This window comes from Delftia sp. WSY_7, assembly GCF_043104845.1.
GTDB lineage: Bacteria > Pseudomonadota > Gammaproteobacteria > Burkholderiales > Burkholderiaceae_C > Comamonas > Comamonas tsuruhatensis.
Window position 1 is genome coordinate 879,083 of the sequence record NZ_JBICLB010000034.1, and the last position, 12,898, is coordinate 891,980.

9 protein-coding genes are annotated in these 12,898 nt (G+C 70.0%); 7 read left to right on the forward strand and 2 right to left on the reverse strand.

Annotated features, from left to right (window positions below; all coding sequences use genetic code 11):
- Together ACF8ME_RS18755 and ACF8ME_RS18760 are read right to left on the reverse strand one after the other, a co-directional pair.
- The gene (locus tag ACF8ME_RS18755) at positions 1-783 is read right to left on the reverse strand and encodes a 3-hydroxybutyrate dehydrogenase (protein ID WP_392417763.1); all 783 of its coding nucleotides are present in this window, start codon (positions 781-783) and stop codon (positions 1-3) included.
- A 157-nt stretch (positions 784-940) separates the two neighbouring features.
- The gene (locus ACF8ME_RS18760; protein WP_016447962.1) at positions 941-1,870 is read right to left on the reverse strand and encodes a LysR family transcriptional regulator; all 930 of its coding nucleotides are present in this window, start codon (positions 1,868-1,870) and stop codon (positions 941-943) included.
- Positions 1,871-2,000: 130 nt separating this feature from the next.
- On the opposite strand from ACF8ME_RS18760, the gene mdlC reads away from it, so the two are divergent.
- The 7 genes from mdlC to ACF8ME_RS18795 all read left to right on the forward strand — a co-directional run bounded on the left by mdlC (position 2,001) and on the right by ACF8ME_RS18795 (position 12,840).
- Positions 2,001-3,647 carry a benzoylformate decarboxylase gene (gene mdlC / locus ACF8ME_RS18765; RefSeq protein WP_392417766.1) on the forward strand — a complete coding sequence of 549 codons (1,647 nt, stop codon included), beginning with the start codon at positions 2,001-2,003 and terminating at the stop codon, positions 3,645-3,647.
- A gap of 29 nt (positions 3,648-3,676) precedes the next feature.
- Positions 3,677-4,615: a ketopantoate reductase family protein gene (locus ACF8ME_RS18770; RefSeq protein WP_392417767.1), complete on the forward strand. Its 939-nt coding sequence runs from the start codon at positions 3,677-3,679 to the stop codon at positions 4,613-4,615.
- 40 nt (positions 4,616-4,655) lie between these two features.
- Positions 4,656-5,630 (forward strand): Bug family tripartite tricarboxylate transporter substrate binding protein, encoded by a 975-nt coding sequence (locus ACF8ME_RS18775; RefSeq protein ID WP_392417768.1) that lies wholly within the window; start codon positions 4,656-4,658, stop codon positions 5,628-5,630.
- A gap of 70 nt (positions 5,631-5,700) precedes the next feature.
- Positions 5,701-6,699 (forward strand): tripartite tricarboxylate transporter substrate binding protein, encoded by a 999-nt coding sequence (locus tag ACF8ME_RS18780; RefSeq protein ID WP_126312465.1) that lies wholly within the window; start codon positions 5,701-5,703, stop codon positions 6,697-6,699.
- A gap of 443 nt (positions 6,700-7,142) precedes the next feature.
- The gene (locus tag ACF8ME_RS18785; RefSeq protein WP_392417769.1) at positions 7,143-8,339 is read left to right on the forward strand and encodes an efflux RND transporter periplasmic adaptor subunit; all 1,197 of its coding nucleotides are present in this window, start codon (positions 7,143-7,145) and stop codon (positions 8,337-8,339) included.
- Positions 8,336-11,509: an efflux RND transporter permease subunit gene (locus tag ACF8ME_RS18790; RefSeq protein ID WP_392417771.1), complete on the forward strand. Its 3,174-nt coding sequence runs from the start codon at positions 8,336-8,338 to the stop codon at positions 11,507-11,509. Before ACF8ME_RS18785 ends, ACF8ME_RS18790 begins: the two co-directional genes overlap by 4 nt.
- Positions 11,510-11,520: 11 nt before the next feature.
- Positions 11,521-12,840: a TolC family protein gene (locus ACF8ME_RS18795; RefSeq protein WP_392417772.1), complete on the forward strand. Its 1,320-nt coding sequence runs from the start codon at positions 11,521-11,523 to the stop codon at positions 12,838-12,840.
- Positions 12,841-12,898 lie beyond the last annotated feature (58 nt).

A 12,898-nucleotide genomic window follows, 5' to 3' on the forward strand; every position in this document is an offset into this window, starting at 1 on the left:
TTACTGCATGAACCAGCCGTGGCTGACCACCAGCGACTGGCCGGTCAGCGCATTGCTGGGGAAGCCCGCGAACAGCAGGGCCACGCGGGCCACGTCCTCGGTGGTGGTGAACTCGCCGTCCACGGTTTCCTTGAGCATCACGTTCCTGATGACCTCGTCCTCGCTGATGCCCAGCGTGCGGGCCTGCTCGGGAATCTGCTTGTCCACCAGCGGCGTGCGCACGAAGCCCGGGCAGATCACATTGGCGCGCACGCCGTGCTTGGCGCCTTCCTTGGCCACGGTCTTGGCCAGCCCGATCAGGCCGTGCTTGGCCGTGACATAGGGCGCCTTGAGCAGCGAGGCCTCCTTGGAGTGCACCGATCCCATGTAGATCACGCTGCCGCCGCGGCCCTGCGCATACATGTGCTTGAGGCAGGCGCGCGTGGTGAGGAAGGCGCCGTCCAGGTGGATGGCCAGCATCTTCTTCCAGTCGGCAAAGCTGAATTCCTCCACCGGATGCACGATCTGTATCCCGGCATTGCTGACCAGGATGTCGATGCCGCCGAAGGCCCGGGCGGCCTCCTCGACCGAGGCGTTGACCTGGGCCTCGTCGGTCACGTCCACGGCCACGCCCATGGCCTGCGCTCCCGTGGCGCGCAGCTCGGCCGCCGTGGCGTCGGCTGCCTCCTTGTTGAGGTCGGCAATGACGATGCGCGCGCCCTCGCTGGCGAACAGCGTGGCGATCTCCTTGCCGATGCCGCTGGCCGAGCCGGTGATGAAGGCGACCTTGTCCTTGAGTTGCATGGTGAGTCTTTCCTGGAGAGTGGATGAAACAGGCCGGTGCCCATCTTCGGCGCGGCCGGCCGCGTGCCCTTGTCGGCGCAGGTACCAGTCTGGCGCCGGTTTCTTAGACGAAACTGAGTCGGCAGGCCCGCAAGTCATGGCCGTGACGGCCGGCCCTTCAGTGCGCGGCGGCCTCGCGGTGCCGGGGCTGCTGGAACAGCTCGCAGACCAGTTCGCGCAGCCAGCGCTTGGCCGGTTCCTGCTCGAAGCGCCAGCTCCAGTGCAGCGACACGTCGAAGCGGTGATCGGGCAGGTCGGCGTCGCGCACCGCATAGCCGCCGCGCTCGACAAAGCCGGCCGCAATCTCGGCCGGCATGATCACCGCCAGGTCGGTCTTGCCCACGATGGAGGGCACGGCCATGAAATGTGCGGCCGACAGGCGGATGCGCTCATCGAGCCGCAGCGCCTGCAGGATGCGCAGCGTCTCCGAATGCGAGCGCACCGCCGCGAAATCCAGCTGGCGCAGCGTGGCCAGAGCCAGTGGCGCGTCTTCGGGCAGGTGCGCCAGCGCGGGGTGGCCGCTGCGCAGCAGCACGCCGTAGTGGTCGGACAGCAGCACGGTCTGCCGGGTCCGCGTGCCACCCGGCAGAAAGCCGATGGCGATGTCCAGCGTGCCCCGGTCCAGCGCATCGGCAATGCCGTCCAGCGGCATGGGCAGGGTCTCCAGCTGCACATGCGGGGCGCGCTGGTGCAGCGCCTGCATCAGCGGCGGCAGAAAGCGCGCCTCGCCGATGTCGCTCAGGTGGATGCGAAAGCGCTGGCGCGCCTGCAGTGGCTCGAAGCTCTGGGCCTCGGACATGGCGACTTCGAGCACCTCCAGCGCCTGGCGCACGGCCAGCGCCAGGCGCTCGGCACGCGGCGTGGGGCGCACGCCTGCGTGCGCGCGCTCGAACAGCGGATTGCCCAGCAGCAGGCGCAGCCGCGTTACGGCCTGGCTGGCGGCGGGCTGGGACATGCCCAGCTCCTCGGCCGCGCGGCTGACGCTGCAGTGGCGGTACACGGCGTCAAAGACGCGCAGCAGGTTGAGGTCCAGGTTCTTGATATCCATTTGGTGAATATCTCTTAGATAGTTTATTCAATTGCTGGAAATCATAAGCGCCTGCACCATGGGCACCGACTTCCATGGCCACCGCGCGGCACGCACCGGGCGGCCGGCCCATTTCCCAGGAGACCCCATCTTGCAAGCACCCACCACACCGCGCAGCCAGCCCGCCGAGGCATCTTCTTCCACCGCGACCTCCACCGCGACCTACACCGTGCGCCATGCCGTGATCGCCATGCTGCGCGAGCTGGGCATGACGCGTATCTTCGGCAACCCGGGCTCGACCGAGCTGCCGCTGTTCCGCGACTACCCCGAAGACTTCTCCTATGTGCTGGGCCTGCAGGAAACCGTCGTCGTGGGCATGGCCGACGGCCATGCCCAGGCCACGCGCAATGCCAGCTTCGTGAACCTGCATTCGGCCGCGGGCGTGGGTCATGCCATGGCCAACATCTTCACGGCCTTCAAGAACCGCACGCCCCTGGTGATCACGGCGGGCCAGCAGGCGCGCTCGCTGCTGCAGTTCGACCCCTTCCTGCACTCCAGCCAGGCCGCCGAGCTGCCCAAGCCCTATGTGAAGTGGAGCTGCGAGCCCGCGCGCGCCGAAGACGTGCCCCAGGCGCTGGCGCGCGCCTACTACATCGCCATGCAGGAGCCGCGCGGCCCCGTGCTGGTCTCCATTCCCGCCGATGACTGGGACAAGCCGGCCGAGCCCGTCACGCTGCGCCATGTGGGCTTCGAGACGCGGCCCGATCCGCGCACGCTGGACCTCATCGGCCAGGCGCTGGACGCCGCGCGTGCCCCAGCCCTGGTCGTGGGCGCGGCCGTGGACCGGGCCCAGGGCTGGGATGCCGTGGTCGCGCTGGCCGAGCGCCACCAGGCCCGCGTCTTCGTGGCCCCCATGAGCGGGCGCTGCAGCTTCCCCGAGGACCATCCGCTGTTCGCCGGCTTCCTGCCCGCCATGCGCGAGCGCATCGTGCAGCTGCTGTCCGGCCATGACGTGGTCTTCGCCGTGGGCGCGGCCGCCTTCACCTACCACGTGGAAGGCGAGGGCCCGCACATCCCCGAAGGCACGGCGCTCTACCAGTTGATCGAGGACCCGGCCATTGCCGCCTGGGCCCCCGTGGGCACGGCCGCCGTGGGCAATGTGCGCATGGGCGTGGAGGAGCTGCTGCAGCGCCCTGCACCCGCACCGCGCCAGGCGCCCGCACCCCGGCCCGCAGCGCCCGTGCCGGCCGCGCCCGCCGCAGGCGAGCGCATGTCGGTGGCCTTTGCCATGCACACCCTGGCCCAGGTGCGTGACCGGCGCAGCATCGTCGTGGAAGAGGCGCCCAGCTCGCGCTCCACCATCCAGACCTACCTGCCCATCTTCCACTCGGGCACCTTCTACACCATGTGCAGCGGCGGCCTGGGCCACAGCATGCCGGCCGCCGTGGGCGTGGCGCTGGCAAAGCCCGAGGCCAAGGTGGTCGCCGTCATCGGCGACGGCTCGGCCATGTACGCCATCCAGGCCCTCTGGAGTGCAGCCCAGCTGCGCCTGCCCATCAGCTTCGTGATCCTCAAGAACCGCCGCTATGCGGCGCTGCAGGACTTCGCCCATGTCTTCGGCTACCGCGAGGGCGAGAAGGTCGAGGGCACGGAACTGCCCGACATCGACTTTGTGGCGCTGGCCCGTGGCCAGGGCTGCGACGGCGTGCATGTGGAGAACGCGGCCGAGCTGGCCGATGTGCTGGCCCGCGCGCTGGCCCATCCCAAGCCCATCGTGGTCGAGGTCGAGGTCGCCTGAGCGCAGGCCCCGGGACAGGAGACAAAGCCATGGAAAACACAAGAAGCATAGGCATCCTCGGCGCAGGCGCCATGGGCACCCTGTTCGGTGCGCGGCTGGCCCGCATCGGCCTGGACGTGACCCTGGTCGATGTGAACGACGAACTGCTGCAGGCCCTGAACCGCGATGGCGCGCGCTGCCACACCGATGAGGGGCTGCTGCAGGCCCGCGTGCATGCCGCGCGGGCCGAGCAGCTCACGGCAGGGCCCGCGATGTGGCTGGTCTTCACCAAGTCGGCCCATACGCGGGCCGCGCTGCAGGGCATTGCCCATCTCATCGGGCCGGACACGCATTTCCTGAGCCTGCAAAACGGCATAGGCCATGCCGACGTGCTGCGCGAGCGGGTGCCGGCCGAGCGCATCGCCGTGGGCGTGACCACCTGGCCTGCGCGCGTGGTGTCGCCGGGCGAGGTCAGTTCCATGGGGCAGGGCGGTATCCGCTTCATGCCTTGCGACGGCCAGCGCAGCGCGGTCTTCGACATGCTGGCGGAAGACCTCAACCGCGCAGGCATGCATTGCAGCATCGACCCGCAGGTGCAGGAGGCCATCTGGGAGAAGCTGGCCTTCAATGCCGCCTTCAACGGCGTGTGCGCCGTGACGCGCCAGACCGTGGACGGACTGGCCAATCCGCAGGGCGAGGCCCTGCTGCAGCGCGTGCTGGACGAGGTGCTGTCCGTCGCCCATGCCCATGGCGTCGCCGCCAGCGCCGAGCGCGTGGGCGCGGCCGTGCGCGATGCGCTGGACCATCACCGGGGCCACCAGCCCTCGATGCTGCAGGACCTGCTGGCCGGCCGTGCCACCGAGACGGGCGCCATCCATGGCGCCGTGCTGCAGGTGGCCGACCGGCTGGGCATTGCCGTGCCCGTGACGCGCACGCTGCATGCACTGGTCAGCCTGTCCGAGAACGCGGGCGCCGTCGCGCCGCGCTGAACGCTCAAGGCAAAACGAACCACTACAAGAAGGAGACAAGATGCTGCGCAGACAAGCACTCAAGGCCGCACTGGCCATAGGCGCGCCGCCCCTGCTGGGCATGGGCACGGCACACGCCCAGACCGGCAAGCCCATCGAATGGGTGGTGGGCTTTGCCGCAGGCGGCGGCTCGGACGCCGTGGCGCGCGGCGTGGGCGAGTCCTTTGGCAAGGCCCTGGGCCGCACCGTGGTCGTCATGAACAAGCCCGGTGCAGGCACCAACATCGCCGCCGAATACGCGGCGCGCACGCGCGAGCTGGGCAGCCTGGTCTTCACGGCCGACTTCGCCACGCTGGCGGCCAACCCCCACCTGTTTCGCAAGCTGGCCTACAACGCCGAGAAGGACTTCGTGCCCATCGGCCTGCTGGCGCGCTTTCCGCTGTTCCTCGTGGTCGGCAACCCGTTGCCGGTGCACAACCTGCAGGAGTTCACGCAGTGGGTGAAGGCCCAGCCCGGCCCCGTCAGCTATGGCAGCCCGGGCCTGGGCACGCCGCACCACCTGGCCACCGAACTGCTGGCCCAGCGCCTGGGCGTGAAGATGTCCCATGTGCCCTATCGTGGCGCGGGGCCGGCCCTGATCGATGTGATCGGCGGCCAGATCCCCTTCATGCTGGCCGACAGCGCGGCGGCGGCCCAGCACATTGCGGCCGGCAAGCTGCGCGTCATCGGCGTGGCCAGCGCCGAGCGGCTCAAGAGCCACCCGGGCGTGCCCACGCTGGCCGAGCAGGGCGTGAAGGATTTCGAGGCCCATGCATGGCAGGGCCTGGTCGCACCCGCAGGCACGGACGACGCCACCGTACAGGCCTGGTCCGTGGCGCTGCAGCAGGCGCTGCGCTCGCCTGCCGTGCTGGCGCGTTTCGAGGCGCTGTCGCTGGAGCCGCTGCCCGGCACGCCTGCGCAGATGCGTGACTACTGGCGCAGCGAAAGCCGGCGCTGGGGCCAGGTCATCGAGTCGGCGGGCATTCGGCTGGATTGACCGTAGCGCCGCTGCTGCTTCAGGCGCCCTCACCGTTTTCAAGAACTCATAACCCAAGGAGACATAGCTCATGCACAAGACAAATCCCTTCAGCCGCTGGCGCCGCCTGGGCCTGCTGGCCCTGCTGGGCGCGACGGCCTCGGTCCCTGCGCTGGCGCAGAAGGCCGGCGACAAATGGCCCGAGCGTCCCGTGCGCCTGGTCGTGAACTTCGCGCCCGGCGGTGCGGCCGATGTGCTGGCGCGCGCCATCACGCCCACCATGTCCCAGGTGCTGGGCCAGTCGGTGGTGGTGGACAACAAGCCCGGCGCGGGCGGCAACATCGGCATCAGCGAAACCGTGCGCGCGCCCAAGGATGGCTACACGCTGCTGCTCAGCTCGGGCGGGGCCATCACCATCAATCCGATGATCTACAGCAAGCTGGCCTTCAATCCCGAAAAGGATTTGACGCCCGTGGCTGCCGTGGCGCGCGTGCATGTGTTCCTGGAGACCAATCCCGCCGTGCCCGCCACCAACGTGGCCGAGTTCATCAAGCACCTGAAGGCCAACCCCGGCAAGCTGTCCTACGGCTCGCCGGGCCAGGGCAGCTCGCCGCACCTGGCCGGCGAGATGTTCAAGCGCATGGCCGGCGTCGATGCCGTGCACGCCCCCTACAAGGGCGCGGGCCCGGCGCTCAGCGACGTGCTCAGCGGGCAGCTGCAGTTCTGGTTCGACCCGGGTCCGGGCCTCAAGCAGGTCGAGGCCGGCAAGCTGCGCCTGCTGGCCATCGGCAGCCCGCACCGCTCGCCGCAGTACCCCAACGTGCCCACGCTGGCCGAAAGCGGCCTGCCGGGCTTTGATGCGGACACGCTGTTCGGCATCTACGCGCCCACGGGCACGCCCGAATCGGTGATCGAGGCCGTTCGCACTGCCGTGGCCAAGGCGCTGGAGCAAAAGAACGTCAACGACGTCATCCTCACCCTGGGCGCCACGCCCGCGCCCCTGAGCCGCAAGGCCTTCATCGACCACCACGCTACCGAGCGCGAGCGCTTTGGCGAACTGGTGAAAGCCATCGGCCTGAAAGTGGACTGAGCTTTCCCGCAGGCCATCGCCCGCAAGCCGCCCGCTCCGCGCTGGCGGCTTTTTGCTTTCCGGGCCGGGCTGGGCCGGGCCGAGGGGGGCTTGTGCCGGCCATCTTCTATACGAAGGTATATCCCGCATCCACCAATGAACAGGCCAGCCTTCCCAACAAAGGCTGGCCGCAGGCACTTTCGCCTTTGATAATTCCGGGCACATATTGCACTGCAGCAAACAGGGCTCCCGGCCTGCACGGGGACTGCGCCACCCACACGCAAAGGAGTACCCCATGGACCCCGATCCTGATTCCGATCCCGATCCTGCCAGGCGCTGCCGCGCCGCCCCCTTCCGTCTTTCCCTTCTTCCATTTCTTGATCTGCCCGGACCCGGGCGGAGGCCTGTGATCGCCTGAAGGGGCGAGAGGTCTGCGCGGGTCCGTGGCACCCGGAGACCTCAGGATGACCCGCTTTCTCGCTTCTGAACGATCAGGCCGACCCCATGGCCTGCACCAGCGCCATCCCTTGCTGGCGGCCGCCTGGCCTGTGGGTGGGTTGCTGATCAGCGTGGCCATGGCCGCGTGCAACGGGCCGGCCGAGCCCACGGCAGCCACGCATGCAGCCACCACCGCTCCGCAGCCGGCTCCCGTGCGCCGCGAAGGCAACCTCATCGTGGTGCCCGAAGGCTCGCCGCTGCGCGAGCGCCTGCAGGTGGCCGAGATCGCGCTGCAGCCGCTGCAGACTCGCCTGTCGGCCCCCGCCACCATCGAGGCCGAGCCTGAAAAGCTGGTCCGCATCACGCCGCCCGTGGCGGGCCGCCTGGTGCGCCTGCACCACCAGTTGGGCGATGCGGTGAAGGCCGGCGATGCGCTGATCACCATGGACTCCTCCGAGATCTCCAGCGTGCGTGCCGAGCACGCCAAGTCCCAGGCCGCGCTGCTGCACGCGCGCCAGGAATTCGACCGCCAGAAGCTGCTGTTCGATGCCGAGATCGCCGCGCGCAAGGACTACGAGGCCGCGCAGCAGTCGCTGGCCGCAGCAGGTGCCGACGCGCGCGCCGCCTCCGACCACCTGTCCCAGCTGGGCGCAGCCGTGCAGGAAGGCTCGCGCGGCAGCTACGTGGTCAAGTCGCCCATCAGCGGCCGCGTGGTGGAGATGGCGGGCTCGCAGGGCGGCTACTGGAACGATGTGAATGCCTCCGTCATGACCGTGGCCGACCTGCGCAAGGTCTGGCTCAGCGCCAGCGTCAGCGAGCGCGACCTGGCCCATGTGGACGTGGGCCAGCAGGCCCACATCGCGCTGGCCGCCTATCCCGACCTGCAACTGCAGGGCCGCGTGCAGTACGTGGGCGAGCTGGTGGACACCGCCACGCGCAGCGTCAAGGTGCGCGTGGCCGTGGACAACCCCGAAGGGCGGCTGCGCCCCGGCATGTTTGCGCGCGTGGGCTTCGACGCCCCGGCGCGCCAGGCCGTGATGGTGCCGGCCGCGGCCCTGCTGCAGGGCCAGGTCAGCACGCGCGTGTTCGTGGACAAGGGCGCATGGCGCTTCGAGCCGCGCGACGTGCAGGTCGGCGCGCAGCAGGACGGCCAGGCCGAGATCCTCTCGGGCCTGGCGGCCGGCGAGCGCGTGGTGGTCAACGGGGGAGTGCTGCTGCAATGATCGAGCGCATCGTCAACATCGGCTTTTCCCGCCGCGGCGTGGTCTGGCTGGTCTTTTGCTTCGCGGCCCTGTATGGCGTGTTCAGCTGGAAGCAGCTGCCGCTGGAGGCCTATCCCGACATTGCCGACGTGACCTCGCAGATCGTCACCCAGGTGCCAGGCCTGGCGGCCGAGGAGATAGAGCAGCAGATCACCATTCCGCTGGAGCGCGCCCTGCTGGCCACGCCCGGCATGCACGTGCTGCGCTCGCGCAGCCTGTTCGCGCTGTCGCTGATCACCGTGGTCTTCGAGGACGGCGTGGACGGCTACTGGGCGCGCCAGCGCCTGAAGGAGCGCATCGACGAGGTCACGCTGCCCTATGGCGCCCGCGCCGGGCTGGACCCCTACAGCTCGCCCACGGGCGAGGTCTACCGCTACACGCTGGAAAGCCCGGTGCGCAGCCTGCGCGAGCTGTCCGAGCTGCAGCAATGGGTGGTGATCCCGCGCCTGAAGAAGGCCCAGTCCGTGGTGGACGTGACCAACTTCGGCGGCCTGACCACGCAGTTCATGCTGGAGCTGGACCCGGCGCGGCTGCTGCAGTACGGGCTGACGCTGTCCCAGGTGATCGAGGCCATCAATGCCAACAACGCCAGCGGCGGCGGCAGCGTCATCGACCGGGGCGATGTCTCCTATGTGGTGCGCGGCGTGGGCCTGCTGGGCTCGCTGGACGACATGGGCAACGTGGTCGTCAAGACCACGGACAGCGGCACGCCCGTGCTGGTCAAGGACCTGGGGCGGCTGACCTACGGCAACGTGGAGCGGCGCGGCATCCTGGGCAAGGACGGCAACTCCGACACCCTGCAGGGCATCGTGCTGCTGCTCAAGGGCTCCAACCCCTCGCAGGCGCTGGAGGGCATCCACGCCGCCGTGGAGGAGCTCAACGGCAAGCTGCTGCCGCCCGACGTGAAGGTCGTGCCCTACCTGGACCGCACCACGCTGATCGAGCGCACCACCCACACCGTGGGCAAGACCCTGGCCGAAGGCCTGATCGTCGTCACCCTGGTGCTGCTGGTCTTCCTGGGCAGCCCGCGCGCGGCGCTGATCGTGGCGCTGACCATTCCCATGGCGCTGCTGCTGGCCTTCATCTTCATGCACCACGCGAAGATTCCGGCCAACCTGCTGTCGCTGGGCGCCATCGACTTCGGCATCCTGGTGGACGGGGCCGTGGTCGTGGTCGAGAACATCCTGCGGCGCCGCGAGGCCGACCAGAACCGGCCGCTCACGCCCAGGGACGCCATCACGGCCACGCTGCAGGTGGCGCGGCCCATCTTCTTCGGCATGTGCGTGATCGCGGCCGCCTACCTGCCGCTGTTCGCCTTCGAGCGCATCGAGTACAAGCTGTTCTCGCCCATGGCCAGCGCCGTGGGCGCGGCCCTGGTGGGGGCGCTGGCCGTGGCCCTGCTGCTCACGCCGGCCCTGGCCTGGCTGGCCTTCCGCAGGCCGCGCAGGATCTTCCACAACCCCGTGCTGCACCGGCTGGGCGTGGGCTATGACCGCTTCCTGGGCGCGGCCGTGGGCCGCGTGCGCTGGCTGGCGGGGGCGGTGGTGGCCTCGCTTCTGGCGCTGGGCGTGCTGGCCGGCACCATGGGCCGCGACTTCCTGCCGTACCTGGACGAAGGCTCCATCTGGCTGCAGGTGCAGATGCCGCCCGGCATCACGCTGGACAAGGCGCGCGACATGGCCGACGCGCTGCGCAGCGCCGCGCTGGAGTTCCCCGAGGTCTCCTACATCGTCACCCAGACCGGGCGCAACGATGACGGCACGGACTACTGGACGCCCTCGCACATCGAGGCCAGCGTGGGCCTGCATCCCTATGGCGAATGGAAGTCGGGCCTGACCAAGCAGCAGCTGATCGCGAAGATGGCCGCGCGCTTCGACCAGCTGCCCGGCTATTCCGTGGGCTTCATGCAGCCCATGATCGACGGCGTGCAGGACAAGCTGTCCGGCGCGCACAGCGATCTCACGGTGAAGGTCTTCGGCCAGGATCTGGCCGAGGACCGGCGCGTGGCCGATGCCCTGGTGGCCGTGCTGGAGAAAGTGCCCGGCGCGGCCGACGTGGCCGTGGACGTGGAGCCGCCGCTGCCCAACCTGCGCATTGCGCTGGACCGCGCCGCTGCCGCGCGCTACGGCATCAATGCCTCCGAGGTGGCGCAGCTCATCTCCACCGGCGTGGGCGGGGCCTCCATCGGCCAGCTCTACGTGGGCGAGCGCAGCTACGACATGGCCGTGCGCTTCACGCCCGACACGCGCAGCAGCCCCGAGGCCATCGGCGCGCTGCGCCTGTCGGCGGCCAATGGCGCCCAGGTGCCGCTGGCCGACGTGGCGCGCATCACGACCACCGTGGGCCAGAGCGTCATCGTGCGCGAGGGCGGCGAGCGCCACATCCTCGTCAAGCTCAATGTGCGTGGCCGCGACCTGGCGGGCTTCCTCAAGGATGCGCACACCGCCATCGACCAGCACCTGGACTACGACCGCCAGAAGCTGCACATCGAGTGGGGCGGCCAGTTCGAGAACCTGCAGCGTGCCGAGGCGCGGCTGCTCATGATCCTGCCGCTGACGCTGGGCATCATGCTGGTGCTGCTGTTCGGCGAGTTCGGCAACCTGCGCCAGCCGCTGCTGGTGCTGGGCGTGGTGCCGCTGGCCATGATCGGCGGCTTTGCGGGCCTGCACCTGCGCGGCATGACGCTCAACGTCTCCAGCGCCGTGGGCTTCATCGCGCTGTTCGGCGTGGCCGTGCTCTCGGGCGTGCTCATGGTCTCGCAGATCAACCGGCTGCGCCGCGAGGACGGCCTGGGCCTGCGCGAAGCCGTGCTCGAAGGCGCCTCCAGCCGCATGCGCCCCGTGCTGATGACGGCCACCGTCGCGGCCTTCGGCCTCACGCCGGCCATGCTGGCCACGGGCCTGGGCAGCGACGTGCAGCGGCCCCTGGCCACGGTCGTGGTCTGCGGCCTGTTCAGCGCCACCTTGCTGACCCTGCTGCTGCTGCCCAACCTCTACTACGTGATCGAGGCCCGTGCCGCCCGCGCGGCCGAGCGCCGCCAGCGCCGTGCCGCTGAACGCGGTGAGAGCGGCGATCCGGATGCCGCCGAGCACGAGGGCGGGCATCGCACCGCAACGAGCCAACCCCATTGATGCGAGTCGCCATGCAAACGACCCCTTTCTTCCCCAGGCAGGCCCTGGCCCTGCTGCTGTGCCTTGGCGCCGCAGCCCAGGCGCAGACGGCGCCGTCCGCCGGCCTGCGCTTTTCCGACTACCTCAACGCCGTGGAGCAGCACAGCCCGCTGCTGCGCTCGGAGGAGCAGGGCGTGGAATCCGCGCGTGCCGGCATCGGCATCGCCGGCATACGCCCCGACCCCAGCCTCACGCTGGGCGCCTCGCGCGAACAGGTGCGCACCGGCCAGCCCCGGCCCACCACGCGCAACTACGAGATCAGCATGGAGCTGGAGACGGGCGGCAAGCGCGCCGCGCGCATCCAGTCCGCACGCAGCCAGGTGCGCCTGTCCGAGGCCGGCCTTGAAGGCGTGCGCAGCCAGCTGTTCTCCGATGCCGCCCAGGACTACACCCAGGCCTGCCGCGACTCGCTGGCGCTGGAGCGCAAGCAGCAGACGCTGAAGGCGCTGGGCGACGTGGTGCAGGCCAACGAGCTGCGGCGCAAGGCCGGCGACATCGGCGGCGTGGAATGGCTGCAGTCGCGCGTGGAGCGCGACCGCTTCCAGGCCGAGGTGGTGCAGGCGCGCGCCGAGGCGCAGACCGCACGGCTGGCGCTGTCCGTCCCGCTGGGGCGCCGCCTGTCCGAAGTCTTTGCCAGCGACACGCTGCAATGCGGCTTCATGCAATTGGCCGAAGACTCGGGGCTGGAGGATGCCGATGCCCTGGTCGCCCAGGCGCTGCAGTCGCGCGCCGAGGTGCGCATCGCCCAGGCGGCGCTCGAGCATGCGCGCGACAACGCGGGCCTGGCCCGGGCCAACCGCTGGGTCAATCCCACGCTGGCCGTGGGCATGGCCGCCGTGCCCGCCACGGCCGGTGGCACGGACGCCCAGGGCAATCCCTTCGATGGCGGCGGGCGCTCGCGCACGCTGTCGGTCTCGGTCAGCGTGCCGCTGCCGCTGTCGCGCCTGGACCGGGGCGACCTGGTGCAGGCCGAGGCGGCCGTCACCCAGGCCATGCTGGCCCTGCAGCAGGCCCAGAACCGGGCCGAGGCCGATGTGCGCGCCGCCCGCTTTCGCCTGAGCGCCGCGCGCGAGAACGTGCAGCGCTACCGCGACGGCGTGCTGCGCGATGCGCAGCGCGTGCTGGACGGCATACGCCTGTCCTACCGGCATGGCGAGGCTTCGCTGCTGGAGCTGCTGTCCGCCCAGCGCTCGGCCGACGAGGCCTACCTGGGATCGCTGGAGGCAGAGACCGAGCTGGCCAAGGCCACGGTGGAGCTGCAGCTGAGCGTGGGCCGCCGGCCAGTGTTGTGAACCCCCTGAGCCGCTGCGCGGCTTCCCCCTCTCTCGCTGCGCGGGAGGGGGACGACAC

Bases quoted from the DNA above. Each gene is read 5' to 3' on its own strand.
- ACF8ME_RS18755 (WP_392417763.1), bottom strand. From the start codon at position 783: ATGCAACTCAAGGACAAGGTCGCCTTCATCACCGGCTCGGCCAGCGGC.
- ACF8ME_RS18785 (WP_392417769.1), top strand. From the start codon at position 7,143: ATGACCCGCTTTCTCGCTTCTGAACGATCAGGCCGACCCCATGGCCTG.
- ACF8ME_RS18775 (WP_392417768.1), top strand. From the start codon at position 4,656: ATGCTGCGCAGACAAGCACTCAAGGCCGCACTGGCCATAGGCGCGCCG.
- ACF8ME_RS18760 (WP_016447962.1), bottom strand. From the start codon at position 1,870: ATGGATATCAAGAACCTGGACCTCAACCTGCTGCGCGTCTTTGACGCC.
- ACF8ME_RS18795 (WP_392417772.1), top strand. From the start codon at position 11,521: ATGCAAACGACCCCTTTCTTCCCCAGGCAGGCCCTGGCCCTGCTGCTG.
- ACF8ME_RS18790 (WP_392417771.1), top strand. From the start codon at position 8,336: ATGATCGAGCGCATCGTCAACATCGGCTTTTCCCGCCGCGGCGTGGTC.
- ACF8ME_RS18770 (WP_392417767.1), top strand. From the start codon at position 3,677: ATGGAAAACACAAGAAGCATAGGCATCCTCGGCGCAGGCGCCATGGGC.
- ACF8ME_RS18780 (WP_126312465.1), top strand. From the start codon at position 5,701: ATGCACAAGACAAATCCCTTCAGCCGCTGGCGCCGCCTGGGCCTGCTG.